The following is a 25090-nucleotide window of genomic DNA, read 5'->3' as shown; positions in this document are numbered from 1 at the left end:
TCGTCCGGGAAACCGAGGGAGAACCGGCCAGGGGGCGTCGGTGCGTCAGGCCGCGGCCGGGACCTGCTCGGGCCGTGCCTCGCGCGGCTCGTCCAGGGAGGAGCCGTCGGCCGTGGCGTAGGCGTCACGGTCGAGCAGGTTCTCGCGGGCGGAGACCAGGACCGGGATCAGGGCCTGACCGGCGACGTTGGTCGCGGTGCGGATCATGTCGAGGATCGGGTCGATCGCGAGGAGCAGGCCCACGCCCTCCATCGGCAGGCCGAGGGTGGAGAGGGTGAGGGTCAGCATGACCGTCGCGCCCGTGAGACCGGCGGTGGCCGCGGAGCCGACCACCGAGACGAACGCGATCAGCAGATAGTCGCCGACACCCAGCTGGATGCCGAAGATCTGGGCGACGAAGATCGCGGCGATGGCCGGGTAGATCGCGGCGCAGCCGTCCATCTTGGTCGTGGCGCCGAACGGCACCGCGAAGGACGCGTACTCCTTCGGCACGCCGAGCCGCTCGGTGACCTTCTGGGTCAGCGGCATCGTGCCCACGGACGAGCGGGAGACGAAGGCCAGCTGGATCGCGGGCCAGGCGCCCTTGAAGAACTGGACCGGGTTGGCCTTGGCGACGGTCGCGAGCAGCGCCGGGTAGACGCCGAACAGCACGATCAGGCAGCCGACGTAGATGTCGGCGGTGAACGTCGCGTACTTGCCGATCAGGTCCCAGCCGTAGGTGGCGATGGCGTTGCCGATGAGGCCGACGGTGCCGAGCGGGGCGAGCCGGATGACCCACCACAGGGCCTTCTGGAGCAGTTCGAGGACGGACTCGCTGAGGGTGAGGATCGGCTGGGCCTTCTCACCGAGCTGGAGGGCGGCGATACCGGCTACGGCGGCCATGAAGACGATCTGCAACACGTTCAGCTCGGTGAACGGCGTGATGACGTCGGTCGGCACGATGCCGGTCAGGAAGTCGATCCAGGAGCCGGTGTCGTCGGGCTTCGCACCGTCCTTGGGGGTGAGGCCGGTGCCGGCGCCCGGGTTGGTGACCAGGCCGATGACGAGGCCGATGCTCACCGCGATCAGCGACGTGGCCATGAACCACAGGAGGGTGCGCGAGGCCAGGCGGGCCGCGTTGTTGACCTTCCGCAGGTTGGTTATGGAGACCAGGATCGCGAAGAAGACGAGCGGGGCGACGGCGAGCTTCAGCAGGCCTATGAAGGTGTCGCCGACCTTCTCCAGGGACGTGATCAGCCAGGACAGGTCCTGGCTGCGGGCGAGCCAGCCGAGCAGCACGCCCAGGACGAGACCGGCGATGATCTGGGCCCAGAAGGGCACCTTGAAGGACTTCGTGCGTGAGGACACGGACGGGCTCCGTTGGGGGACGCGTAGGGACTGACGTGGGAGACGACGGGGGGGTTGCGTGACGTCAGGGACGACAGGCAGCGGACGCGCACCGGCAGAGATCCACGTGCAGGCGCGCCACGAGCGGAACGCTCTCAGGCATGGGGGGCGCGACTGCTGACTTCATGACAACGACCTTAACACCCGAGCTTTGAGGACCCCAAAGCCTACCTTTGACAGGCAGAAACGCATACTCACCCACACAACACAAAGCGCCCCGTTTCCGCGTATGCACGGAAACGGGGCGCTGTACGCCTGTGTCAGGAGACCTATGAGGTCTGGCCCTGCGCCCGGGACGTGTCGTCGGCGACGTCCTCCTGGCTGCGGTTGGCCTCCAGGTTGGCCTTCATCCGGTCCACCCGCTGCACGATCTGCACGGACGCCCGGTCCCGCTCCTTGCGCAGCACGACGAAACTGATCGGCGCGGAGAGCAGCAGGGCGAGCATCACGACCCACAGGCCGTTGCTGGAGCCGAGGCCGCGCGGGGCGAGGCCGGAGTAGACGAGGCCCCAGACGACCACGAGGCAGCCTGCGAAGATCCCGAGGCGCATCAGCGTGTAGCGGAGCATCTCAATCCACTCTTCCGGTTCGAACGGCCAGAACGCACCCAAAGGGGCCCCGTCCAGTGAAGCACGCCGGACGGTCGATCTTGCAGGGGGGTACGAGCCGGGGTTCAGGCGAGCGGCAGCAGCATGAAGATGTCCTCCCGGTCTTCACCGGGCCCCACCCGGATCGCGCCGGGGACGCGGCCGACCTCCTTGTAGCCGCAGGACGCGTAGAAACGCTCCAGGCCGAGACCGCCCCGGCAGGTGAGGCGGATCGCCTCGAAGCCGAGATCACGGGCCGCGCCCTCGGCGACGGCCAGCAGATCACGCCCATAGCCCTTGCCCTGGTGACGCGGATGCACCATCACCGTGTAGAGCCACAGCCAGTGCGTCATCAGGTGGTGCGTGTTGAACGTCAGAAACGCGGTCGCCGCGACCCGGCCCTCCTCGTCCTGCCCGACGAGCAGTCTGGCCCGGCCCTCCGACATCGCCGCGAAGTGCCTCAGCAACTCGGGGCGCACGTCCTCGCGCGTCACCGGCGGCACGAAGCCGACGGCTCCCCCGGCGTTGGTGGCATCGGTCCACAGATCGAGCAGGCCGTCGCGCAGGGCGGGGGTGACGGCGGGATCGAGCGTGAAGGTAAGGGGCATAGGCCGATGATAGCTATTACGAGAGCGCGTGCGCCGCCACTTTCAGATCGGACAGCAGCCCCCGGTACGCCGCTTCCCGGTCGTCCGCCCGCAGCACCGACGACGGGTGCACCGTCGGCACCAGCCGCTCCGGCCGGCCGTGGATCTCCTCCTCCAGCACCGTGCCCCGCACCTGCGTGACCCGGAAGGAGGACCCGAGCAGCGCCTTCCCCGCGGTGGCCCCGAGGACGATGATCAGCTCCGGCTCCACGACCGCGAGCTCGGCGGCCAGCCAGGGACCGCAGGCGGTCATCTCACGCAGGTTGGGCGCCTTGTGGATCCGGCGCTTGCGCGGCTCGGCCTGGGTGAACTTGAAGTGCTTGACCGCGTTGGTGACGTAGGCCTCGGAGGGATCGATGCCCGCCTCCTCCAGGGCCCGGTCCAGAAGCCGCCCGGCGGGCCCGACGAACGGCTTCCCCTGCCGGTCCTCCTGATCCCCGGGCTGCTCCCCCACGAGCATGACGCGAGCGTCCTTGCTCCCGGCCCCGAACACGGTCTGGGTGGCGTCCCGGTGCAGGGGACACCCCCGGCACTCGGCAGCGGCCCGCCGCAGAGCGGGCAAGCCGCCGCGATCCGGAACGAACGGTTCAGCGGTGTAGGCGTCCTCAGGCGCCTTGGTGGCAACCATGCCCTCCGGGTACCCAGCTCAGGGTCATACCCGCATCGGCTGGGGAGACTCGCGACGCTCCGGGTCCGGCCCCTCGTACTCCCGAATGATCTCGTACCGCGTGTTCCGCTCCACCGGCCGGAACCCGGCATCGCGAATGAGATCCAGCAGGTCCTCACGGGTCAGCTTGTTCGGCGTGCCGAAGTTGTCCGCGTCATGCGTGATCTTGTACTCGACGACCGATCCGTCCATGTCGTCGGCACCGTGCTGCAGCGCGAGCTGCGCGGTCTGCACGCCGTGCATGACCCAGAAGACCTTCACGTGCGGCACGTTGTCGAACAGCAGCCGGGACACCGCGAAGGTCTTCAGCGCCTCCGCCCCGGTCGCCATCTGCGTCCGGGCCTGCAGCCGGTTGCGGACCTTCCCGTCCTGCATGTCGACGAAGTCGTGCTGGTACCGCAGCGGAATGAAGACCTGGAAACCCCCGGTCTCGTCCTGCAGCTCACGCAGCCGCAGCACGTGATCCACCCGGTGCCGCGGCTCCTCGATGTGGCCGTACAGCATCGTGCAGGGGGTCTTCAGACCCTTCTCGTGCGCCAGCCGGTGAATCCGGGACCAGTCCTCCCAGTGGGTCCGGTGGTCCACGATGTGCTGCCGGACCTCCCAGTCGAAGATCTCCGCACCGCCGCCGGTCAGCGACTCAAGACCCGCGTCGATCAGCTCGTCGAGGATCTCGGACGCGCTCATCCCGGAGATGGTCTCGAAGTGGTGGATCTCGGTCGCCGTGAAGGCCTTCAGCGAGACGTGCGGCAGCGCGGCCTTCAACTCCCGCAGCGAGCGCGGGTAGTAGCGCCACGGCAGGTTCGGGTGCAGGCCGTTGACGATGTGCAGCTCGGTGAGGTTCTCGCTCTCCATCGCCTTGGCGAGCTTGACGGCCTCCTCGATGCGCATCGTGTACGCGTCCTTCTCCCCCGGCTTGCGCTGGAAGGAGCAGTACGCGCAGGAGGCCGTGCACACGTTGGTCATGTTGAGGTGGCGGTTGACGTTGAAGTGCACGACGTCGCCGTTCTTGCGCGTGCGCACCTCGTGTGCGAGGCCGCCGAGCCAGGCCAGGTCGTCCGACTCGTACAGCGCGATGCCGTCCTCACGGGTCAGCCGCTCACCGGCCCTGACCTTTTCCTCCAGCTCGCGCTTGAGCCCGAGATCCATGCCCACACCTTTCTACGACGACGTCCCAACCGTACGACTACGCCTCTTCCGGCAGCTCTCCGACCCGGTTCTCCCACTTCGTGGAGAGCACGATGGTCGTACGCGTCCGGGACACACCCTTCGTGCCGCTGAGCCGCCGGATGATCTTCTCCAGGCCGTCCACGTTCTCCGCCCGCACCTTGAGCATGTACGAGTCGTCGCCCGCGATGAACCAGCAGTCCTCGATCTCGGAGAGATCCCTCAGCCGCTGCGCCACGTCCTCGTGGTCCGTGGCGTCGGAGAGCGAGATGCCGATGAGGGCGGTGACACCGAGGCCGAGCGAGGCGGCGTCGACGGTGGCCCGGTAACCGGTGATGACTCCGGCCGCCTCCAGCCGGTTGATGCGGTCGGTGACGCTGGGTCCCGACAGCCCGACGAGGCGTCCCAGCTCCGCGTAGGAGGCCCGGCCGTTCTCCCTCAGGGCCTGGATGAGCTGCCTGTCCACCGCGTCCATTGCGATCGAAGCCTTCCGCTGAAGTTGTCCGAAGAGTCTGTGGTTGTGATGACGTACAGCTGCCGTGCAGGGTGTGGCTCAGCCGGCGCGGTGTGATCCGCCGCCGAGCTCACCTTGCCAACGGCGGTAGAGCCCGTGCGGCACGCCCGCCGCGTCGAGTACGCGTCCGGCGACGAAGTCCACCAGGTCCTGGATGTGCGTCGCGCCCGCGTAGAAGGCGGGTGAGGCGGGCACGACGGTCGCACCCGCGTCGTCGAGGGTGACCAGGTGCCGCAGGGTCTGACCGTTCAGCGGGGTCTCGCGCACGGCCACGACCAGGGGGCGGCTCTCCTTCAGGGTCACGCTCGCCGCCCGCTGCAACAGGTCCTTCGACAGCCCGAGCGCGACCCCGGCCACGCTCGCGGTCGAGGCGGGCACGATCAGCATGCCCTTGGTGGGGTACGACCCCGAGGAGGGCCCGGCGGCCAGGTCGCCGGCGCTCCAGTGCCGTACGGCGCCGATGTCCACGGAGAACGTGCCGGGCTTGCCGTCGGCCCCCCGGGACAGCCATTCCCGCAGGTCGTCCTGCCAGTGGGCGTCCCGGAAGGAGATCCCGGTCTCGTCGAGCAGGGTGAGGCGGGAGGCCCGGCTGACCACCAGGTCGACGCTCTCCCTGGCCTCCAGCAACGCACGCAGCACGGCGGCCGCATACGGTGTACCGGACGCTCCCGACACCCCCACGATCCAAGGCCTGCGCTGCGTTTCTCCTGCGTTCACGTCTTGAGCCTACCGGCGGACGGGTCGCTCCTCAGGACCGGCCGGGCGCGTCCAGAACCCTGGGGGCGCACGTCACGGGTGGCCGCCCCGCTTCCACACGAGCACCATGCCTGCCTTCGGCAGGATCCAGTCGTCGATGCTGACGCTGACCACCCGGGTCGCCGAGAGTCCGGGGCTGTAGTCGATCGAGGCGGGGCGGGTGGCGCCGAAGTAGTCGAGAGCCCTGATGCTCTCTATGTCGTTCACTCCCACACTCACGGAGTAATTGGCCCCGAACGTGGGTCTCGGCACCTCGAAACTCAGCAGGTTGCCGTCCGCCCGCACCTTGGCCATGAAGGAGTACTGGACCCTGACGCTTTCGGCGTCCTCGAACTCGTCCACAGGGATGTGGACGAAGAACTCACGGTCGGCCTCGTTCAGTCCGACCGGGACCGACCGGCCGGCGAAGGAGACGGACGTGAGGGAGAAGCCGCTGGTCCAGTCCGCGTCGAACTCGCCGGTGGACGGCAGGCGCCAGATTCCCCCCAGATCATGGGCACGGAGAGTCCGGTCGTACTCCTCGCCCCAGGTAGCCACCTTGAAGGAGAACCTGGTGCGGCGGGTGTTGTTGGTGTGGTAGCCGAACTGGAAGTACACCGTGTAGTAGTCGTGGTCCCGGCCGCCCGGAGCGGCGGACTCGATCTCCAGGATCTCGGCCCGGACGACCAGGTTCCGCCAGATCTCCTCCGATTCGAAGACCCCGAGTCGGAGCTTGCGTGCCACCACGGAGCCGAGTTCGGAGCTGCCGGAGCGCAGATGCACGGCACTTTCGATGACCCGGTCCAGTTCGGCGGCGGAGAGCTCCAGCGACCTTATGTGCTGACCCGCCGCCATCGACCGGGCCACGGCTTCACGGACCATCTCCTGCTCGGCGTCCATGATGTTTCTGACCTGCTCGACAAGTCGGTCGTCGGCGATCTGGTTGAGGAGGACCTGGAACAGCACGATCACCAGGCCGGTCTGGAAGATCGCGTTTCCGATGTCGAAGAGGTGCAGTCGGCTCTGGAGGGTCTCGGCGCCCTTGTTCAGGACGTAGTCGCCGTCCGGCTCGCGGACTATGTAGACCGTGTCCTGCGGCACTGTGGTCATGAGAATGACGCCCACCGCTATCGCCAGGAGACCGAGGAGAAGCCCACGACTGCGGTACAGGTCCGTCAAGGCGCTGCCCAGCGTGCGGCGGGCGCCAGGATTCGGTCCGTTGGGTGCCGCCACGATCTCCCCCGTCAGTCGGATGCGCGGTCAGAGCGGAAGGTATCTGGTGAGCGCCGTGTGCGCTGATTCCTCCGCACGCAGATAGCGCTCGACATTCGAATAAGCGATCTCGTTTCCGTTCTGCACGAACAGGGCCGACCCGGCACCGAGTTTCTCCAGCACGGGAACCCCTGCCTGCGGGTCGACTCCCGCATCGCCGCAGATCTCTGCCACGGTCGAACCGCGCCGGACGCTCAGCAGCACAAGACATTCGAGCGGCGAGAAGACGTGAGCGGACAGATATCCGCGGCACGCGAAGTCGAGGATTCTCGTGGTTTTGGGATCACCCTTCCCCTTGGGCAGGTCGAGGTCTCTCACGTCACCACTCAGCACGGCGTGCTCGGCGTCATGAATGGCCTTTCGGCCACTCCTGATCAGCTCGGAAAGACCGTCGAGCCCGAATACGTCGTAGATCAGGCTCGCCTGTCGCATGTGATTCAGATAGACCGTCCAGAGCTTCGGCCTCTGCACACCGTGCCGACCGTGCACGAGAATGTTCTTCAGCGCCTTTTCCGGCAGCACGGCGGAGCCCGCGTAACAGGTTCCGAGGACCTCGGCGATCCCTTCTTCGAGCCCCATGGCATAGACGTCGGGGTCGACTCTTCCGGTCACGGTGTGCACCACTTCATGGGCGAACAGAGCTTCGCTGTAGAAGGGCCTCAGCTTGTCTCGGCGGAAATACACTCCGGACGGGATGCCGAAATTCTCCTCGTCCTCGGAGTCCGGCGCAAAAGCCGCCCAGTCGAAGCGGTGGAACGGTTCGGGAAAGCTGTCGACGATCCGCAGGGGTGATTCCCTCACATCCAGCCCCAGGTCGGCGATGAGGGCTTGGAGGCGGGGGCCGAAGTGGTCCAGTCGCTCCTCGACGGAACTGAACTCGTCGACCCGTTCCAGTTCGGCGGAGGCCATTAGGCGGAGGTCCCGCGCGACGAGCCTGCGTTGCGCCTCTTCTTCCGTGGAGACCACCGACTCCGGCGCGGTGTCGATACGGTCGGCGGCCTCCCGGAGAAGGGCGGAAGCCGCCGATGCGGAGGCGACTTCGGTGTCCGCGCCCACTACATCGGTCACATAGGAAGCAAAGCGCTCAATGTTGGCAAACCGGCAAGCAGTGAGATAGATCCCTCCGAACAAGTAGTCGGAAAACCGCACAGCTCAGCACCCCTGTCTTATTCCGCTTCCATGGCCCCCGGCCCGGCGGGGACGGACGCGACCGTATCGTACTCACGCTCCGCCGGGCCGGTCGTTCCGACGGCTGCTGTCAGCCACCACCACCGTTGCCGTTGACCCACATGGAACTCACCCCCTTTCGCGTGTGCCGCGTTTTTCTCCGTCAGGGAGACAAAACGTTTCTCAACTCGTCCACCCGACCGGCCGCGTAGGCCACGAGCCGCTTGTCGTCGGCTGGAACGCCACCGCTTTCGGCCACCTGGAGACAGCGATAGGCGGTGGCCAGCAGGGCGCGCGTGATGTTCTCCGTGACTTCGGTCAGACGCCGGAGGGCGTGCAGCTCGGCAGGCCCCTCTTCGGCGCGCAGCCTGAATATGGCCCGGGCCGCGGTGCTCTCCAGCTCCTCGAAAGGCTTGAGGAGCTTCACGAATGCCTCGTACAGCAGGGCCACCCGCGGGTCCTGGAAGTCGTAGTACATCCGGTAGGACTCCTCCCAGAAATGCACCTGCTTCCGTCGGAAATACCCGATGAGGGGGGACCCCGGATAGACCTCCAGCCGGTTCACGATCCTGCGGTAGCTTCCCACGTTGTTCGCCAGCAGGAAGTCGAGGTTCGTCCTGATCCCGCCGAGGTCGGACAGCGGCTGGAACATGATGAATCCGACCGAGTACTCGATGTCGCTCTTCCTGAGCAACGCGATGGCTTCTGCCGCCTGCTGAGGGGTGGTGCGCTTCGCGTACAACCTGAGGTCCGCGTCGTTCGCGGACTCGATCCCGATCAGCACGTGGCGGAGCCCGACGTCCCGCAGGGTCGTCAGCAGCGCCGCTTCCAGCTCGCTGATGCGGCATTCGATGGCGAACCTGATGTCCAGTCCCCGTGTCCGCACCAGCCGGGCGAAGTCCTGGGCCCGCTGTATCCCCCGGCCGTCACCGCCCAGGAAATCGTCGTCGACGATGCTGAACATGCGGGCGCCGTACGCCTGTTGTAAGTGCTCGATCTCGTCGACGACGTGTTCCGCCGAGCGATACCGCCAGCGCGGTGCTCCGGGATGACGATTGGCGTAGTTCCCCGACTGGCAGAACGAGCAGTGAGCCGCGCAGCCCCGGCTCGTGCACAGGGTGACGTGACTGTCCGCGTAGGCGTTCTCGCGACCGCCGCGGAACGGCAGAGGCAGCGCGTCGAGATCCTCGGTCGGTGCCCGCGGGCCGGTGAAGAGAAGCTCACCGCCGAGCCTGAGATACATCCCCCGCACAGTGCCGGGGCTTTCCCCTGCGACGATGTGCCGCCATAACTCGGAGACGGTCTCCTCCGCCTCGTTGAGACAGGCCGAATTCAACGCCTCGCACTCTTCGAGCATGCGGGGCCAGAGGGAGTAGGAGCCCTGGCCCCCGATGGTGATGTGCGCGTCGGGCGATACCGCTCTGAAGGTGCGTGCCAGGGCGAGAGCGTCGGGGATCTGCCGCGTGAACAGTGCGCCTATCCCGATCAACGAGGACTGGCCGGCCACGCGGAGAACCTCCGCCGAGGGTTCGGCCGGACACTCGTCCACCACCGTCACCCGTGCGCCCTCGCCGAGGAGGGTGGCCGCGACCGAACGAATCCCGAGGCTCTCCGCCCCGAGGTATTCGTCATGATCGTAGGAGGGTGCTACGAGCAGAGCCTGCCGGACACCGTCGCCGTCCATGGCTCCCCCTGCCTTCCGCCGTGCACCGCGACCCGCACATCTGGAGCATCGGGCACGCGACAGGCGGGGTCAAGGGCGCAGGACAGCGCCGGTCGGGAGCCGGGCGTACGCCAGTGCGGCGCCCCCGGCTGCCCTGCCCGCCTACACCGTGAGCCCGCGCACCAGCAGGTCCAGTAGCGCACACACGAACAGCGCTATGCCGATGAAGCCGTTGACGCTGAAGAACGCGCGGTTCACTCGGGACAGGTCGTGGGGGCGGACGATGGTGTGTTCGTAGAGGAACGCGGCGGCGACGATCAGCAGGCCCAGCCAGAAGAAGGCGCCGGCGTCGGTGACGAGGGCGTACCAGACGAACAGGGCCGTCGTGATGGTGTGGCAGACCCGCGCGCCCCAGATCGCCGCCGGGATGCCGAAGCGGGCCGGGACGGACATGACGCCGATCTCGCGGTCGGTCTCGACGTCCTGGCAGGCGTAGATCAGGTCGAAGCCGCCGATCCAGATGCCGACGGCCAGCCCGAGGATCACCGCGTCCCAGGACCAGGAACCCGTGACCGCCAGCCAGCCGCCGACCGGGCCCATCGCCTGGGCCAGGCCCAGGATGGCCTGCGGGAAGTTCGTGAACCGCTTGCCGTACGGGTAGACCACCATCGGGATCACCGCGATGGGGGCCAGCGCCAGGCACAGCGGGTTCAGCAGGGCCGCCGCGCCGAGGAAGACGACCAGGGCGATCAGGGCCCCCGTCCACGCGTGCCGGACCGACATCGCGCCGGTCACCAGTTCGCGGTGCGCCGTGCGCGGGTTACGGGCGTCGATCTCGCGGTCGATGATCCGGTTGACCGCCATCGCGAACGTACGCAGCCCCACCATGCAGATGGTGACCAGCAGCAGCCGGCCCCAGTGGACGTTCTTGTCCCACTGGTACATCGCCGTGAGCGAGGCGATGTAGGCGAAGGGCAGCGCGAAGACCGAGTGCTCGATCATCACGAGGCGCAGGAAGGCCTTCGTGCGTCCCGGCTGGGGGATCGCGGCGGAAGCGGAGGTCACAGGCCGTACTCCTTCCAGCGGCGGTCCACCTTCGCCGCCGTCTCCGGATCGGACTCCACCATGTCGGGCCAGCCGCCGTCACGCGTGTAGCCCTCCTCGGGCCACTTCCTCGTCGCGTCGATACCGGCCTTGCCGCCCCAGAACTGCTGGTAGGAGGCGTGGTCGAGGTGGTCGACCGGCCCCTCGACGATGCTCAGGTCGCGGGCGTAGTCCGTGTTGCCGAGCGCCCGCCAGGCGACCTCGTGCAGGTCGTGGACGTCGCAGTCGGAGTCGACGACCACGATCAGTTTGGTCAGCGACATCATGTGCGCGCCCCAGATCGCGTGCATGACCTTCTGCGCGTGCTTCGGGTACTTCTTGTCGATCGAGACGATCGCGCAGTTGTGGAAGCCGCCCGCCTCCGGCAGGTGGTAGTCCACGATGTCCGGCACGATGATCTTCAGCAGCGGCAGGAAGAAGCGTTCCGTCGCCCGGCCGAGCGGTCCGTCCTCCGTCGGGGGCCTGCCCACGACGATCGACTGGAGCAGGGGCCGCTTCCGCATCGTCACGCAGTCGATCTTCAGGGCGGGGAACGGCTCCTGCGGTGTGTAGAAGCCGGTGTGGTCGCCGAACGGGCCCTCCGGCAGCATCTCGCCCGGCTCCAGCCAGCCCTCGATGACGACCTCCGCCTGCGCCGGCACCTGGAGCGGCACGGTCTTGCAGTCGACCATCTCGATCCGCTTGCCCGCGAGGAACCCGGCGAACAGGTACTCGTCGATGTCCCCGGGCAGCGGCGCGGTGGACGCGTACGTCACGGCGGGCGGGCAGCCGAAGGCGATCGCGACGGGCAGCCGCTCACCGCGCCGGGCCGCCACCTGGTAGTGGTTGCGGCTGTCCTTGTGGATCTGCCAGTGCATGCCGATCGTGCGCTTGTCGTGGCGCTGGAGGCGGTACAGCCCGAGGTTGCGGATGCCCGTCTCCGGGTCCTTGGTGTGGGTGAGCCCCAGATTGAAGAAGGAGCCGCCGTCCTTGGGCCAGGTGAACAGGGCCGGGAGCTGCTCCAAATCGACGTCGTCCCCGGTGAGGACGACCTCCTGCACCGGGCCGTCCTTCACCTTCTTCGGCGGTACGTGCGTCATCGCGCCGAGCTTCCCGAAGGCCTCCCGCACGCCGACGAACCCGTGCGGCAGCTCGGGCTTCAGCAGCCCGCCGATCCGCTCCGAGATCTCGGCGTACGACTTCAGGCCCAGCGCCTTCAGCAGGCGCCGGTCCGTGCCGTAGACGTTCATCGCGAGGGGCATGCGCGACCCGCGTACGTTCTCGAAGAGCAGCGCGGGGCCGCCGGCCTTCTGCACCCGGTCGACGATCTCCCCGACCTCCAGATACGGGTCCACCTCGGCCTTGATGCGCTTGAGGTCGCCCTCGCGCTCCAGAGCCCTGAGCAGGGAGCGAAGATCGTCGTAAGCCATGCGGTCCAGTATCCCCGAGCGGCTACCCTGGCCCTGAACCGCCCACCCGCTTTGCTGAGAGGCCGCGCATGCTCCGGGTACTGATGTTCCTCGTGCCGCTGGCGCTGAGCGTGTACGCGTTCATCGACTGCATCAGCACGAAGGACGACGACATCCGTCACATGCCCAAGCCGCTGTGGGCGATCCTCGTGCTGCTGTTCCCGCTCGTGGGCTCGATCTCCTGGCTCATCGCGGGGAAGAAGCGAGGTGCTGCGGCGGGGGGCCGTCCGCGTCCCCGGCAGTGGGTGGCGCCCGACGACAACCCCGAGTTCCTGAAGTCCCTGGACGACGAGGAGAAGCGGGACGACGAGCCGTAGTCGTCAGCGTCAGAGAGCGCCGGTGAACGCCGACCAGGCGGACCGGGTGACGAGCAGGACCGGACCGTCAGGGGTTTTGCTGTCGCGGACGGGGACGGTGTCGGGGAAACCGGGGGCTATTTCCACGCAGTTGCCGCCGTTGTCGTCGCTGTAGCTGCTCTTGATCCATTGCGCCGCGCAGAGCTCGTACCGGTCCATGATGCTCGTACCCCTCCATCGCGTCGCTGATCAGGGCGGCGGATTCGCGGGCTGACGGGATGTCGGCCCTGAGCACATCATAGGTCTGGGAATGCCGCTGGTAGACGGCCGGATCGTTGTTGAAGTGGCCACGGTCCAGGGACTCCGAGTACACCCATCGCTCGTCGGCCAGTTCGATCAGCGACATGGATCCTCGGGGCCGGACGAGCCCGAATGCGTCTGATGGGGCCACCTGGATACGGATGTTCCGGCGCTGCCCGACCGCAAGCAGGTGCGCGCACTGCTCACGCATGACCTCCGGGCTGCCCACACCGTTGCGCAGGCAGCTCTCGTCGAGGATGACGACGTACAGCGGACCGCCGTCGGCCAGAAAGCGTTGCTGTCGGCTCAGTCGAGCCCGGACGCGTGAGTCCACCTCCTCGGCATCCGCACCACGGCGGCTGAACAGCGCACGCGCGTAGTCCGCTGTCTGCAAAAGCCCCGGAATCACTCGCTCCTGGTACTCCCGCAAGGCGACGGCCACCTCGTCCATCTCAGCCCGCCGCCGAAACCAGTCAGGATGCTCCACCTGCGGATACCAGTCGATCCGCCCCCACAACCGCAGCAACACCCCACCCGTGCCGAGGAGTTCGTCGCACTTCTTCGCGAAACCCTCCTGCGGAACCCTCGTGCCCGCCTCCACCCGCGCCACGTGCGAGCGGTCGCACGGGATCTGCCGCGCCAGACCCTCCTGCGTGAGCAGCGCCGCCTCGCGGAAGTGCCGCAGCACCTCGCCGAACACGGCCGCCGTGCTCGCTCCCGACTCCGCCCCGCCGTTCCGTCGGCTCACGGCCTCCCCCTCCGTGACAGTGCACCGGTGTCACACGCCAAGCATTGAACCGGACTGTTCCCCTGCGCAACGCTCGATACACCCAGAGTTACGGAGGTGCACGGGATGGAACCGGGAACGCTCGTCTACGACCCTGCGACGGGCAAGGTCGGCGAGTATCAGGACAACACCGGCCCGTATGTGATGCTGCGCCCGGTCGGCGGCGGCCGGGAGTGGCAGGCGGACCCGGCGCGGATCCGGGTGGCCACCCTGGAGGAGCGGCTCAGGGCGGGCGTACGCGCGGCCAACGGCCGTTCCAGGGAAGGGCTGTCGGCCGATCCGAACCGGCCGCCCGTACCCGTGCCCGGGTGCGCGGCGTGCGAGGAGCTTGCCGTCCGCCGGGACCGGGCACGGGCCGCGTTCGACGGGAGTGCCGTGACGGACGCGAACGTGCTGCTGCGCCAGCACCAGCGCGAGGAGCACGGCGGACAACCGGCGGGGCGCCGGATCTTCCGGTACGTCCCGTACTCGATCGTGCAGGACGCCTCGGCCCTCCCGGAGTACCAGGCGTACTGCGTCTCGGGAGAGGACGAGGACTGCGGGGCGAGCTCCGGCCCACGCCCGGCCCCGGCCGAGGTGGAGGAGTGGCAGCGCAGGCACACCCAGGAGACCCGGCACCTGCGCTACCGCCGCAGCTTCGCCGACTACGCGGTGCTGGAGAGGCAGGGCTGACGAGGCACGACGCCGCCGAGGAAGCGGGCGAACCCGAGAGCCCGGCGCAGGTCACCCTGCCAGAAACCCACCGGTCCGAGACGCCCGCACGGCCGCCACCTCCTGCGGGGCCCCCTCGGCCACCACCCGGCCCCCGCCGGCCCCGCCGACCGGCCCGAGGTCGATCAGCCAGTCCGACGCCCGCATGACATCGACGTTGTGCTCGATGGTGATGACGGAGTGCCCCGCGTCCACCAGCCGCTGGAGCACATCCAGGAGCCGCGCCGAGTCCGCCGCGTGCAGGCCGGTCGTCGGCTCGTCGAGGACGTAGAGCGTGCGGTCGGCCGCCCGGCGGCCCAGCTCCTTCGCCAGTTTCAGGCGCTGCGCCTCACCCCCGGACAGCGTGGGCGCGGGCTGTCCCAGCGGCAGGTAGCCGAGGCCGACGTCCGCCATGCGCCGCAACCGGCCGGCCACGGCGGGCACGTCCCGGAACACGCCCAGGGCCTCGTCCACCGTCGCCTCCAGTACCTCGGCGATGTCGTACCCCTGGTACCGCACCGCCAGCACCTCGGGCCGGAAGCGGCGGCCCCGGCAGGACGGGCAGCGCACTTCCACGGCCGGGAGGAAGTGCATCCGTACGGTGAGCACGCCCGCGCCCTCGCACCGTTCGCAGCGTCCGCCCGGCACGTTGAAGGAGAACCGGCCCGCTGTCAGGCGTCCTTCGCTGCTCGCGGCGAAGACCTCCCGGATGGGTGTGAAGACGTCCGAGTACGTCGCGGCGTTGGAGCGCGGGACGCGGCTGATGGGCTCCTGGTCGATGAGGACCGCCTTGGACAGGTGCTCCCAGCCGTCGATGCCGTCGTGTTCGGCCGGGAGTTCGCCCGCCCCGTGGAAGTGGCGGCGGGCGGCCCGGCCCAGGATGTCCAGCAGCAGCGTCGACTTGCCCGAGCCGGACGGGCCCGTGACCGTCACCAGGCGCTGCAGCGGGATCCGTACGGTCACGTCCTTGAGGTTGTGGGCGCGGGCCCCCCGGATCACGATCGCCGAGGTGTTGTCGCCGCGGCCACGGCTCGCGGGCGCGGGCAGCCGGCCCGACAGGTACGCGCCGGTCACCGAGGACCCGGCCCGGGCCACCTCCTGGGGCGTCCCGGCCGCCACGATCCGTCCGCCGTTCCGGCCCGCCCCCGGGCCGACGTCCACCACGTGGTCCGCCGCCCGCAGCACGTCCAGGTCGTGCTCGACGACCAGCACGGTGTTGCCCAGGTCGCGCAGCCGGTGCAGGACGCCGATCAGGCGGGCGGTGTCCGAGGGGTGCAGACCGATGGTCGGCTCGTCGAGGACGTACAGCACGCCGGTCAGGCCGGAGCCGAGCAGGGCGGCCAGCCGCAGCCGCTGGGTCTCGCCGGCGGAGAGGCTCGGCGTGGACTGCTCCAGGCTGAGGTAACCGACTTCGACGTCCACCAGGCGCCGTACCCGCTCCTCCAGGTCGGCGACGACCGGCTCGACGAGCAGCCACTCGTCCCCGGCCGACCGCTCCTTCAGGCCGGCCAGCCAGCCGTCGAGTTCGGTGAGCGGCAGTCGTGCCGCCTCGACGATCGTCAGTCCGTGCACGGTCACCGCCCGGCTCTCCGGCCGCAGCCGGGTGCCCTCGCACTGGCCGCAGGGCTGTTTCACCAGGCCCTGTTTCTCGGCCCGTTCGCGGTACTCGGGGTCGTCCGCGCGCTCGGTGTAGCGCCGCAGCAGCGCCGTCGCGACCCCTTCGAAGCGGCCCGCCGCCACGGTGGCCGGCGTCTCGACCGACGGGAAGTGCCGCCGGAACTCGGGGCTTTCGACGCCGTACACCAGCAGGTCCCGTTGCGGCTCGCCCAGTTCGCCGACCGGGCGGTCCGCGTCGAAGGTGAAGCCGTAGTGGCGGGCGGCGGCCCGCAGCGCGGTGAGGTTCCACTCGGTGAGCTTCGGGTTCCAGCCCCGTACCGCGCCCTGGGCCAGGGAGCGGGAGCCGTCGACCAGGCGCCGTACGTCGGGCCGGATGACATCGCCCAGGCCGGTGCAGGACGGGCAGGCGCCCGCGGGCTTGTTGAAGGAGAAGGAGCCCATCACCAGCTCGGGCACGAGAGTGCCGCAGTGCGGGCAGGGGATGTGCTCGCCCTCGGCGTCGTCGTCGGCCGCGGTGACCTCGGCGGCGTTCGCGTACGACGGCGGGATGCTCTTGCCGCAGCCGGGGCAGGGGCGGGTCCCGATCCGCGACCACAGCAGCCGGAGGTAGGTGAACACCTCGGTGACCGTGCCGACCGTGGAGCGCGGGCTGCGGTTGGTGAGGTGCTGGTCGACGCTGATGGACGGGGACAGGCCGCTGATCGAGTCGACAGCGGGTTTGCTGACGAAGCCGGTGACCATGCCCAGCGACTCCAGATACTGCCGCTGGCCCTCCTGGTGGAGGGTGTCGAAGGCGAGCGTGGACTTGCCGGATCCGGACAGGCCGGTCAGGACGACCAGCTTGTTCTTCGGGACGGAGAGGGAGACGTTCTTGAGGTTGTGGAGGCGGGCGCCGGTGACCCGGATGCAGTTGTCCATTCCTTCAAGTCTTCCATTTAAGTGCGGTGTTGAGACTTTTCCGGGCATAGAGGCCGACTTCACTGTCGTAACCTTCAAATCGATGACCAACGAACGCCGTCTCCGTCCCGTCGACCTCGCCCGGGTGGCCGGTGTCTCGACGCAGCAGATCCGCAACTACGAGGACGCCGGAGTGCTGCCGCCCGCCGCGCGCACCGAGTCCGGCTACCGCGTCTTCACCGACATCCATCGCAGCGCACTGCTGGCGTACCGGGCCCTGATGCGGGGGTACGGGCCGCTGACGGCGACGCGGATCATGCGCGCCCTGCACGACGGCGACGTCCCGGGCGCGCTCGCCCTGGTCGACGCCGCGCACGCCGCGCTGCACGAGGAGCGGGTCTCCCTGCGGGCCGCGAGCGAGGCCCTGGAGCTGCTGGCGGCCGAGCCGCCCGCCCCGCTGCCCCGCTCCGGCGGGCTGCGCATCGGGGAAGTGGCCGCGCTGCTGGGCGTACGGACGTCCGCGCTGCGAGTGTGGGAGGGAGCCGGGCTGCTCACGCCCGGCCGCGAGCGCGGCACGGGGTACCGGGTCTACGAACCCGCCGATGTGCGCGACGCCCGGCTCGTGCACACGCTGCGCCGCAGTCACTATCTCTTCGACCAGATCCGCCCGGTGCTCCAGGGGCTGCGCCGGGAGGGCAGCAGCGACGCCCTGCGGGCGGCGATCGCGGCCCGCGCAGAGGCCCTGACGGCTCGCACCAGGGGCATGGTCGAGGGCGCGGGCGCCCTCCACGCCCACCTCGAATGGGTCACCGCGTCAACCGAACGCACCGGTCAGGGCTCGTAACACCGTTCGAGATGCCATCCGATCCATTGAAAAACCGGCGACACCCGGTGTCGCCGGTAGCGGGTTCGCCATTCGTTTGGTCGGGTCTATCCCACCTGCGAACGGAGACCCCCTGTGCGAATGACTGATATCCAGCGCTGCGAGGTCCGACCTGGGCGACTCGTCGAATGGACACTCAGTCCGGCGACCGTCGCGACGGCGAAGGCTCTGCCAGAAGACTCCAGGCCACCGGCGTACATCCAGGAGTCGCACATCCGGACGGCCCGGTCCGTACGGGAGGACGGACTGTTCGTCCCGACCTGGCTGGGCGCGGCGTTCGACATCCCGGGACGGGCCGACCTGGACGCGCTGGGCGAGGCGCTGCGCGGCTGGACGCTGCGCCATGAAACGCTGCGCAGCGGCTTCCGCTGGGCGGGCGGGCCCGGCGACTCGATCCGCCGCTTCACACTCGACCCGTCCTCCGTGTCCCTGCACCGCGAGGACGTCGGCGACTTCACCGACCCGACGGCCCTGGCCCAGCACCTCCAGGACCGCTTCGACACCACGGCCGACGCCCTGCGCTGGCCCAACCTCATCTACACGGCGGTCGTCCGCGACGACTGCACCAGCGTGTACATGGCCTTCGACCACAGCAACGTCGACGCCTACTCCATCCACCGCATCCCCGCCGAGATCCACGAGCTGTACGAGGCCGGGGTCGCGGGCAGGGCCGAGGGGCCGGAGCCGGCGAGCAGTTACGTCGACTTCTGCGAGGCCGAGCGGGCCGACGCCGACCGCATCGACGCGGACCACGACATCGTCGCCCGCTGGCGGGAGTTCATCCAGCGCTGCGGCGGACGGCTGCCGAGCTTCCCCGTCGACCTGGGCCTGGAACCCGGGGGCGGACTGCCCACGCAGAAGTTCATGCGCGAGATGATGGTGGACGCGGATGCCGCCGCCGCGTTCGAGGCGTACTGCCGCCCTTACGGCGGGAGCCTGGTCGGGGTCCTCGCGGCCACCGCCCTGATCGTCCACGAGATCGGCGGCGAGCCCGTCTACCGCACGGTCGTGCCGTTCCACACCCGGGTGAAATCCCAGTGGTCGCAGTCGGTCGGCTGGTACGTGGGCGGCGCCCCGATCGAGATCCCCATGTCCGAAGCCGTCGACTTCCCGAGCGCCCTGCGCACCGTACGCGCCGCCCTCCAGGCCAACCGCCGGCTGGCCCGCATCCCCCTGGCCCGCGTCCTGCACCTCCTCGGCAGCGACTTCCGCCCGACCTCCCCCGACCTGTACTCGATCGTCTCGTTCGTCGACACCCGCGGTATCCCCGGCTCCGACCACTGGTCGGACCAGAAGGCGTACGGGCTGCTCAGGGTCTCCTACGGCGACCAGGTCTGCGCCTGGATCACCCGCCTCCACGAGGGCCTGTGGTTCGCCGGCCGCTACCCGGACACGGACATCGCGCACAAGAACATGCGGCTGTACGCCGAGCGACTGCGGGACATCGTGACGGGCACGGCCGGCAGGCCCTGAACGACGACGAAGGCCGGTTCCCGTGACTCAGGTCGCGGGAACCGGCCTTCGACGGCTACGGGAGCTACACGCCCGCGTAGGAGTGCTTGCCGGAGACGAAGATGTTCACGCCGTAGTAGTTGAACAGCCAGCAGCCGAAGGCGATCAGGGCCAGGTAGGCGGCCTTGCGGCCCTTCCAGCCGGCGGTCGCGCGGGCGTGCAGGTAACAGGCGTAGGCGACCCAGGTGATGAAGGACCAGGTCTCCTTCGGGTCCCAGCCCCAGTAGCGGCCCCAGGCGTCACCGGCCCAGATGGCGCCCGCGATGATCGTGAACGTCCACAGCGGGAAGACGGCCGCGTTGACGCGGTAGGAGAACTTGTCCAGGGAGGCGGAGGAGGGCAGCCGCTCCAGGACGGACGTCGCGAAGGTGCCGGGCGTGCCGCCGCTCGCGAGCTTGTTCTCGTAGGAGTCCTTGAAGAGGTAGAGGATCGTGCCGACCGCGCCGACGTAGAAGACCGCGCCGCAGAAGATCGCCGTGGAGACGTGGATGTACAGCCAGTACGAGTGCAGGGCCGGGACCAGCTGGTCGCTGGCGGTGTAGAGGACCGTGACCGCGAGGCCGAGGTCCAGCAGGACCGAGGTGATCAGGAACAGGCCGAGCCAGCGCACGTTCTTCTTCAGCGCCAGCAGCCCGAGGTACACGCCGACCGCGACCGTGGAGAACGTGATGTTGAACTCGTACATGTTGCCCCACGGCGCCCGCTCCACCGAGGCCGCGCGGGCGATGACACCGCCCAGCTCGACCAGGAAGGCGAGCACGGTGAGGGAGATGGCGATCCGGCCGTACAGGTCGCCCTGCTCGTCACCGCCGTGCGCCCCGGGCCCGTCCGGCACGTCCCGCTGACCGGTCGCGGCCCGCACGGTGACCTTGGGCCGCTCCAGGACGGCGGTGCCGCCCGCCTGGTTCACGGTGACGGCGGGCGCCTTCTTCGCCTCTGCCGGCTCGGCGGTGAGTGCGGCGGCGGTCCTGGCGACCTTGCTGCGGCTGCCGAAGAGCCATTCGGCGATGTACGCGAAGAAGGCCAGGGTGTAGACGGCCATCGCGGAGTAGATCAGCACATTGCTGATGTTCGCGAGGTTTTCGTTGGTGGCGGCGGCGAGAGTCACTTCTCAGCCCCTTCGGCAGGTACGGGGGTTTCGGTACCCGGCTCCTGGTCGGTGTCGGGGGAATCTGCGGGGTCGTCGGGGCCGGGGGCGGCCGGTGTCTCGTCGTAGAGGATCCCGGCGAGGTCGCCCAGCTCCTCGGGGACCTTGGCGGACTCGCTGCGGCCGAGGCCGGCCATCTCCACGACGGTGACGCCGTCGGCGCCCTTGACGGCGCGCACCCAGACGCGGCGGCGCTGGATGAACAGGGAGGCGGCGAGGCCGCCGATGGCCGCGAGGGCCCCGGCGAGGGCCCAGCCGCCGCCCGGCTCCTGGACAACCTGGAAGCCGGCCCACTCCTTGACGTCCTTGCCGAAGGTGACCGAACCGGCGCCGTTCGGGAGCTTCATGGTCTCGCCGGGCCGCAGCAGCTTCTTGAACAGCTTGCCCTTGGAGTCCTTGAACTCCTTCATGTTGGTCTTGTCCATCTGGTACACGCTCTGCGGGATGCCGGAGTCGGCCCCCAGGTCGCCGTGGTAGGCGGACAGCGCGAGCACCGGATAGTCCAGCGCGGGGAACTGCGACAGCATCGTGCCGCTGGCGGCCCCGCCGAAGGTCGGCACGAAGAACGCGTTGAAGCCGAGCTGTTCCTTCTTGCCCTCGGGGTTGCGGTAGCCGTCGAGGACCTTGACGACGCCGGAGGAGGTCACGTTGGCGTCGAGCGGCAGCAGCGGTACGGCGTCGTCGTAGACGACGTTGCCCTTGCCGTCGCGGACGGTGATGACCGGGGCGTAGCCGTGGCTGACCAGGTAGACCTTGGCGTCGCCGATCTCCAGCGGGTGATTGACCTTGACGGTGGTCTTCTGGTCCTTGCCGTAGGGGCCGTCGCTGTAGGTGAGGTCGGCCTGGTAGACGCGCGGGGTGCCCTTGTTGGGGCCGGTGCGCTCGTAGGTGCCGGTGAACTTCTTCAGGTTGAAGCTGAACGGCACCAGGTCGTCGGACGTGAAGAGGCTGCCGGACTTGAAGTCGTCGTACTGGGTGAGGGTGTTGGAGAAGCCGTCGCCCTCGACGACCAGCTTGTTGCCCTCGGACTTGTACAGCTGGCCCCAGGCGAAGGCGACCAGCAGCACGATGAGGGCGATGTGGAAGACGAGGTTGCCCAGTTCGCGCAGGTAGCCCTTCTCGGCGGCGACGGCGTCACCGGCGAGGTGGGCGCGGAAGCGGCGCTTCTTCAGCAGGGCCAGGGCGGCGCTGTGGACCTGCTCGGGCTCGGCCGTGGTGCGCCAGGTGGTGTGGGCGGGCAGCCGGTTCAGCCGCCGGGGCGCGCGGGGCGGGCGGCCGCGCAGCTGGCCCACGAACTGCCAGGTGCGGGGGACGATGCAGCCGATGAGGGAGATGAACAGCAGGATGTAGATCGCGGAGAACCACACCGAGCTGTAGACGTGGAACAGGCCGAGCTTGTCGTAGACGTCCCCGAGGGCCGGGTGGGCCTTGCGGAAGTCGGCGACCTTCGTCTCGTCCTGGCCGGACTGCGGGATGAGCGAGCCGGGGATCGCGCCGAGGGAGAGCAGCAGGAGCAGCAGCAGCGCGACCCGCATGGAGGTCAGCTGCCGCCAGAACCAGCGGGCCCAGCCGATGACGCCCAGGGAGGGCAGGTTGGGCGCGTCCTCCGTGGGGGCGGTGGACAGCTGGGAGCCGGCGTCGCCGAGCTCTTGGTCCTCTGCGGCAGTCGGGGCCGGGTCGGAGGCGGTGGTCTTGCTCATCGATCAGATCCCCACAGTGAAGCCGTCGGACCAGACCTGCATCTCCTGCACGATGCGGTCCCAGGCGCCGGTCAGCAGCAGCAGACCGGTCACGATCATCATGGTGCCGCCGATCCGCATCACCCAGACGTAGTGGCGCTTGATCCACCCGAAGGCGCCGAGGGCCTTGCGGAAGGCGACCGCGGCGAGCACGAACGGCACGCCCAGGCCCAGACAGTACGCGATGGTCAGTACGGCCCCGCGACCCGCGCTGCCCTGGTTCAGGGCGAGGGTCTGGACGGCGGCCAGCGTCGGGCCGATGCAGGGCGTCCAGCCGATGCCGAACAGCGCGCCGAGCACCGGGGCGCCGACGAGACCGGCCGCCGGCTTCCGGTGGAAGCGGAACTCGCGCTGGGTGAGCCAGGGCATCAGGCCCATGAAGAAGACGCCCATGAGGATCATGAAGACGCCCAGCACCTTGGACAGCACGCCCCGCTCTTCCTGGAGCGTCTGGCCGAAGTATCCGAAGAAGGCCCCGCCGGAGACGAAGACGGCGGTGAAGCCGAGCACGAACAGCGAGGCCCCGGCGACCATCCGGCCGCGCCGGGCCTCGGCCAGGTCGGTGCCGCTGACGCCGGTGACGTAGGACAGGTAGCCGGGCACGAGCGGCAGCACGCAGGGCGAGAAGAAGGAGACGAGTCCGCCGAGCAGGGCGATGGGCAGGGCCACCAGCAGGGCGCCGTTGAGCACCGTGCCGTTGGGGTCGGCCACCGCGGCGAGGGTGAGCGCGCTCACGTCACTACTCCGCTCACTTCTCGGCGACGACCGGCTTGAGCATCTTCAGCAGCCGTTCCTCACTGAGCGCGGACAGCGAGCGGGCCGCGATCTTCCCGTTCCGGTCGAGGATCAGGGTGGAGGGGATCGCCTGCGGGTTGAGGGTCCCCTTGTCGAAGCGGAGCAGCAGCTTGCCGGTCGGGTCGTAGAGGCTGGGGTAGGTGATGCCCCAGTCCTTCTCGAAGGCGAGCGCGGCGCCGGTGGAGGTGTCGCGGGTGTTGATGCCGACGAACTGCACGCCCTTGCCGGCGTACTCCTTGGAGACCTTCGCGAAGTACTTGGCCTCGGCACGGCAGGGGTTGCACCAGGATCCCCACACGTTGAGGACGACGACCTTGCCCTTGTAGTCGGCGACGTCGAGGGTCTTGCCGGCGATGGTCTTGCCGGACAGGTCGGGTGCCGGGGTGCGCTCGCCCTCGGCGACCGTGGCGATGCCGTCGGTGCCGGTGACGAAGTTGGTGTTGCCGCCCCCGCCGGAGGTGCCGCCGGAGCCGCACGCGGTGACGAGCAGCGCGGCCACGGCGGCACCGGTGGTCAGGGCGGCGCGGCGACGGACCCGGTTCGAGGGGGTCGTGCGGGACGAGCGGTTCGAGCGCAGGGGGGCGCGGCTGGCGGCACTCATGTGAAAAGTTTCGCATGTCCGTTCCGGGGCTCTCGCCCACCCCCCTTGCGGGCGGAAAACCGCATTTCAGGCGGCGTTCCGGGAGGGTGTGCCGGCGCCTGACGGGGTCTTCTCGACGAACCCCTTCCAGCCACCGGCCGGTTGCTGCCCGACGTCGAGCGTGCGGAGCTTTTCGAGCACCTCGGGCTTCTGCACGTCCAGCCAGTCGACGAACTGCCGGAAGGAGACGAGACGCACATCCGCGCCCTTCTCCTTCTCCCGCGCGATGTGCTTGAAGGCCTCCTCCACGGCGTCCATGTAGATGCCGCCGTTCCACTGCTCGAAGTGGTTGCCAATGAAGAGAGGTGCCCGATTGGTCTCGTATGCCCGCTTGAATCCCTGGATGTACGCCTGGGCCGACTGCTGCCGCCAGCCCGGGTAGTTGTGCGCCGGGGCCTTGGTGGTGCTGATGGACTGGTTCGCCAGCATGTTGTAGTCCATCGAGAGGACCTCGAAGCCACGCCCGGGGAAAGGTATCTGCTGCAGCGGCAGGTCCCAGATCCCCTGCCGCTTCACCGGCCAGACCTGGCGGCCGCCCGGCGAGGAGGCGTCGTAGCGCCAGCCCAGCTCGCGGGCGGTGGGCAGCAGGTTGTCCTGGCCGAGCAGACAGGGCGTGCGGCCGCCGACGAGTTCCTTGTCGTAGTCGAACGGCAGGGACGGCAGGTCCCTCCAGCCGGTGTTGGTGCGCCACTCCTTGACGAAGGACTTCGCCTGGTCGATCTCACTGCGCCATTGCCGGGGCGTCCAGTTCTTGACCGAGCCGTATGCCTCTCCGCAGAAGTGCCCGTTGAAGTGGGTGCCGATCTCGTGGCCCTCCAGCCAGGCCCGGCGGACGTTCTTCAGCGTGTCCTTGACGTGCTCGTCGGTGAGGTAGCCGATGTCGGAGGCGCCGCGCGGGTTGTTCGGCGGGTCGTAGAGGCGCTTCTTCGACTCGGGCAGCAGGTACAGCCCGGACAGGAAGAAGGTCATGCTCGCGCCGTGCTCCTTGGCGAGGTCCAGAAAGCGCGGGAAGAGGCCGTTGCCGACCTCGCCGGCGCCGTCCCAGGAGAACACCACGAACTGCGGCGGAGTCTGACCCGGCTCCAGCGGCTGGGGTTTCGCGGGCTGGTGGGGCTGCTTGCCGGTGTAGGCGGTGGAGCCGTCGCCGATGGGCCGGGCGGCCGGCTTCGGCTTGGACCCGCCCTGTGCGGATTCCCCGGAACCGTCGGCGTGGCTGGACCCGTCCGACCCGGTGAGTCCGCCGCACCCGGCGAGCGAGACGGCGGCCGCGGCCCCCGCGCCGATTCCGAGCATTCCCCTGCGGGAGTAAGGGCGCATTGCATCCCCGTTCGTCACGTTCTCTGGTGGTCACCCAGTCAGAGGAAGTGATGAACGGGGAGGTTCCGCTGATATTTGCAGATTCCGTAACTAAGCGATCAGAAGCGCACAGA

General features: G+C 68.9%; 25 protein-coding genes. 4 read left to right on the top strand and 21 right to left on the bottom strand.

Annotation, left to right across the window (positions count from 1 at the left end; all coding sequences use genetic code 11):
* Positions 1–45: 45 nt before the first annotated feature.
* From ACH4G3_RS22900 to ACH4G3_RS22840, 13 genes are all read right to left on the bottom strand, one after another.
* Positions 46–1347 (bottom strand): dicarboxylate/amino acid:cation symporter, encoded by a 1302-nt coding sequence (locus ACH4G3_RS22900; protein WP_397626272.1) that lies wholly within the window; start codon positions 1345–1347, stop codon positions 46–48.
* Between the two features lie 64 nt (positions 1348–1411).
* Entirely contained in the window at positions 1412–1489 is a 78-nt protein-coding gene (locus ACH4G3_RS22895; protein WP_354744256.1) for a putative leader peptide, read from the bottom strand.
* 166 nt (positions 1490–1655) lie between these two features.
* Positions 1656–1955, bottom strand: coding sequence for a DUF4229 domain-containing protein (locus tag ACH4G3_RS22890; protein ID WP_397626271.1), 300 nt, complete (start codon positions 1953–1955; stop codon positions 1656–1658).
* 104 nt (positions 1956–2059) lie between these two features.
* Positions 2060–2581, bottom strand: coding sequence for a GNAT family N-acetyltransferase (locus tag ACH4G3_RS22885; protein WP_397626270.1), 522 nt, complete (start codon positions 2579–2581; stop codon positions 2060–2062).
* A 16-nt stretch (positions 2582–2597) separates the two neighbouring features.
* The gene (locus ACH4G3_RS22880) at positions 2598–3248 is read right to left on the bottom strand and encodes a UdgX family uracil-DNA binding protein (RefSeq protein WP_397626269.1); all 651 of its coding nucleotides are present in this window, start codon (positions 3246–3248) and stop codon (positions 2598–2600) included.
* A gap of 24 nt (positions 3249–3272) precedes the next feature.
* On the bottom strand, positions 3273–4436 hold the full coding sequence (mqnE, locus tag ACH4G3_RS22875) for an aminofutalosine synthase MqnE (protein ID WP_397626268.1): 1164 nt from the start codon (positions 4434–4436) through the stop codon (positions 3273–3275).
* A 37-nt stretch (positions 4437–4473) separates the two neighbouring features.
* Entirely contained in the window at positions 4474–4929 is a 456-nt protein-coding gene (locus tag ACH4G3_RS22870; RefSeq protein WP_059424549.1) for an Lrp/AsnC family transcriptional regulator, read from the bottom strand.
* Positions 4930–5007: 78 nt separating this feature from the next.
* A complete protein-coding gene (locus tag ACH4G3_RS22865; RefSeq protein ID WP_397626267.1) occupies positions 5008–5685 on the bottom strand; it encodes a UbiX family flavin prenyltransferase in 678 nt (225 codons plus the stop codon).
* A 72-nt stretch (positions 5686–5757) separates the two neighbouring features.
* Positions 5758–6813, bottom strand: coding sequence for a hypothetical protein (locus ACH4G3_RS22860; protein ID WP_397626266.1), 1056 nt, complete (start codon positions 6811–6813; stop codon positions 5758–5760).
* A 150-nt stretch (positions 6814–6963) separates the two neighbouring features.
* Positions 6964–8124 (bottom strand): hypothetical protein, encoded by a 1161-nt coding sequence (locus ACH4G3_RS22855; RefSeq protein ID WP_397626265.1) that lies wholly within the window; start codon positions 8122–8124, stop codon positions 6964–6966.
* Positions 8125–8305: 181 nt separating this feature from the next.
* Entirely contained in the window at positions 8306–9826 is a 1521-nt protein-coding gene (locus ACH4G3_RS22850) for a B12-binding domain-containing radical SAM protein (protein ID WP_397626264.1), read from the bottom strand.
* 141 nt (positions 9827–9967) lie between these two features.
* Positions 9968–10870: a menaquinone biosynthesis prenyltransferase MqnP gene (mqnP, locus tag ACH4G3_RS22845; RefSeq protein ID WP_397626263.1), complete on the bottom strand. Its 903-nt coding sequence runs from the start codon at positions 10868–10870 to the stop codon at positions 9968–9970.
* Positions 10867–12318 carry a menaquinone biosynthesis decarboxylase gene (locus ACH4G3_RS22840; RefSeq protein WP_397626262.1) on the bottom strand — a complete coding sequence of 484 codons (1452 nt, stop codon included), beginning with the start codon at positions 12316–12318 and terminating at the stop codon, positions 10867–10869. The genes mqnP and ACH4G3_RS22840 overlap by 4 nt, the downstream gene beginning before the upstream one ends.
* A 68-nt stretch (positions 12319–12386) precedes the next feature.
* On the opposite strand from ACH4G3_RS22840, the gene ACH4G3_RS22835 reads away from it, so the two are divergent.
* Positions 12387–12674: a PLD nuclease N-terminal domain-containing protein gene (locus ACH4G3_RS22835; RefSeq protein WP_397626261.1), complete on the top strand. Its 288-nt coding sequence runs from the start codon at positions 12387–12389 to the stop codon at positions 12672–12674.
* A 9-nt stretch (positions 12675–12683) separates the two neighbouring features.
* Here ACH4G3_RS22835 and ACH4G3_RS22830 read toward each other — a convergent pair whose 3' ends face one another.
* Entirely contained in the window at positions 12684–12794 is a 111-nt protein-coding gene (locus ACH4G3_RS22830) for a DUF397 domain-containing protein (protein ID WP_397626710.1), read from the bottom strand.
* Positions 12742–13701, bottom strand: a complete 960-nt coding sequence (locus ACH4G3_RS22825) for a helix-turn-helix domain-containing protein (RefSeq protein WP_397626260.1) — start codon at positions 13699–13701, stop codon at positions 12742–12744. Before ACH4G3_RS22825 ends, ACH4G3_RS22830 begins: the two co-directional genes overlap by 53 nt.
* A 105-nt stretch (positions 13702–13806) precedes the next feature.
* Between ACH4G3_RS22825 and ACH4G3_RS22820 the strand changes: the two genes are divergently transcribed.
* Positions 13807–14412, top strand: a complete 606-nt coding sequence (locus ACH4G3_RS22820) for a DUF7848 domain-containing protein (RefSeq protein ID WP_397626259.1) — start codon at positions 13807–13809, stop codon at positions 14410–14412.
* 51 nt (positions 14413–14463) lie between these two features.
* Here the strand turns inward: ACH4G3_RS22820 and uvrA are convergent, their stop codons facing one another.
* Entirely contained in the window at positions 14464–16965 is a 2502-nt protein-coding gene (gene uvrA / locus ACH4G3_RS22815; protein ID WP_397626258.1) for an excinuclease ABC subunit UvrA, read from the bottom strand.
* Between the two features lie 82 nt (positions 16966–17047).
* On the opposite strand from uvrA, the gene ACH4G3_RS22810 reads away from it, so the two are divergent.
* Positions 17048–17788 (top strand): MerR family transcriptional regulator, encoded by a 741-nt coding sequence (locus ACH4G3_RS22810; RefSeq protein WP_397626257.1) that lies wholly within the window; start codon positions 17048–17050, stop codon positions 17786–17788.
* A gap of 114 nt (positions 17789–17902) precedes the next feature.
* Complete coding sequence (locus ACH4G3_RS22805; protein WP_397626256.1) at positions 17903–19300, top strand: condensation domain-containing protein; 1398 nt, start codon at positions 17903–17905, stop codon at positions 19298–19300.
* A gap of 64 nt (positions 19301–19364) precedes the next feature.
* Here the strand turns inward: ACH4G3_RS22805 and ccsB are convergent, their stop codons facing one another.
* From ccsB to ACH4G3_RS22780, 5 genes are all read right to left on the bottom strand, one after another.
* A complete protein-coding gene (gene ccsB / locus ACH4G3_RS22800) occupies positions 19365–20447 on the bottom strand; it encodes a c-type cytochrome biogenesis protein CcsB (RefSeq protein WP_397626255.1) in 1083 nt (360 codons plus the stop codon).
* Entirely contained in the window at positions 20444–22186 is a 1743-nt protein-coding gene (resB, locus tag ACH4G3_RS22795) for a cytochrome c biogenesis protein ResB (protein ID WP_397626254.1), read from the bottom strand. The genes ccsB and resB overlap by 4 nt, the downstream gene beginning before the upstream one ends.
* Before the next feature lie 3 nt (positions 22187–22189).
* Positions 22190–22960 (bottom strand): cytochrome c biogenesis CcdA family protein, encoded by a 771-nt coding sequence (locus tag ACH4G3_RS22790; protein ID WP_020271780.1) that lies wholly within the window; start codon positions 22958–22960, stop codon positions 22190–22192.
* Between the two features lie 13 nt (positions 22961–22973).
* Positions 22974–23621, bottom strand: a complete 648-nt coding sequence (locus tag ACH4G3_RS22785; RefSeq protein ID WP_397626253.1) for a TlpA family protein disulfide reductase — start codon at positions 23619–23621, stop codon at positions 22974–22976.
* Positions 23622–23687: 66 nt separating this feature from the next.
* Positions 23688–24977: a polysaccharide deacetylase family protein gene (locus tag ACH4G3_RS22780; protein WP_397626252.1), complete on the bottom strand. Its 1290-nt coding sequence runs from the start codon at positions 24975–24977 to the stop codon at positions 23688–23690.
* Positions 24978–25090 lie beyond the last annotated feature (113 nt).

The sequence above is a fragment of the Streptomyces afghaniensis genome (genome assembly GCF_044327915.1).
Taxonomy (GTDB): Bacteria; Actinomycetota; Actinomycetes; order Streptomycetales; family Streptomycetaceae; genus Streptomyces; species Streptomyces afghaniensis.
The sequence above is the reverse complement of the archived record's forward strand: the minus strand, read 5'-3'. Positions and strand labels throughout refer to the sequence as shown.

Excerpts from the sequence above, each read along its gene's own strand:
- ACH4G3_RS22880 (WP_397626269.1), bottom strand. The coding sequence starts at position 3,248 with ATGGTTGCCACCAAGGCGCCTGAGGACGCCTACACCGCTGAACCGTTC.
- ACH4G3_RS22895 (WP_354744256.1), bottom strand. The coding sequence starts at position 1,489 with ATGCCTGAGAGCGTTCCGCTCGTGGCGCGCCTGCACGTGGATCTCTGC.
- ACH4G3_RS22810 (WP_397626257.1), top strand. The coding sequence starts at position 17,048 with ATGACCAACGAACGCCGTCTCCGTCCCGTCGACCTCGCCCGGGTGGCC.
- ACH4G3_RS22850 (WP_397626264.1), bottom strand. The coding sequence starts at position 9,826 with ATGGACGGCGACGGTGTCCGGCAGGCTCTGCTCGTAGCACCCTCCTAC.
- ACH4G3_RS22885 (WP_397626270.1), bottom strand. The coding sequence starts at position 2,581 with ATGCCCCTTACCTTCACGCTCGATCCCGCCGTCACCCCCGCCCTGCGC.
- ACH4G3_RS22840 (WP_397626262.1), bottom strand. The coding sequence starts at position 12,318 with ATGGCTTACGACGATCTTCGCTCCCTGCTCAGGGCTCTGGAGCGCGAG.
- ACH4G3_RS22890 (WP_397626271.1), bottom strand. The coding sequence starts at position 1,955 with ATGCTCCGCTACACGCTGATGCGCCTCGGGATCTTCGCAGGCTGCCTC.
- ACH4G3_RS22785 (WP_397626253.1), bottom strand. The coding sequence starts at position 23,621 with ATGAGTGCCGCCAGCCGCGCCCCCCTGCGCTCGAACCGCTCGTCCCGC.
- mqnE (WP_397626268.1), bottom strand. The coding sequence starts at position 4,436 with ATGGATCTCGGGCTCAAGCGCGAGCTGGAGGAAAAGGTCAGGGCCGGT.
- resB (WP_397626254.1), bottom strand. The coding sequence starts at position 22,186 with ATGAGCAAGACCACCGCCTCCGACCCGGCCCCGACTGCCGCAGAGGAC.
- ACH4G3_RS22780 (WP_397626252.1), bottom strand. The coding sequence starts at position 24,977 with ATGCGCCCTTACTCCCGCAGGGGAATGCTCGGAATCGGCGCGGGGGCC.
- ACH4G3_RS22835 (WP_397626261.1), top strand. The coding sequence starts at position 12,387 with ATGCTCCGGGTACTGATGTTCCTCGTGCCGCTGGCGCTGAGCGTGTAC.
- ACH4G3_RS22870 (WP_059424549.1), bottom strand. The coding sequence starts at position 4,929 with ATGGACGCGGTGGACAGGCAGCTCATCCAGGCCCTGAGGGAGAACGGC.
- uvrA (WP_397626258.1), bottom strand. The coding sequence starts at position 16,965 with ATGGACAACTGCATCCGGGTCACCGGCGCCCGCCTCCACAACCTCAAG.
- ACH4G3_RS22820 (WP_397626259.1), top strand. The coding sequence starts at position 13,807 with ATGGAACCGGGAACGCTCGTCTACGACCCTGCGACGGGCAAGGTCGGC.
- ACH4G3_RS22860 (WP_397626266.1), bottom strand. The coding sequence starts at position 6,813 with ATGACCACAGTGCCGCAGGACACGGTCTACATAGTCCGCGAGCCGGAC.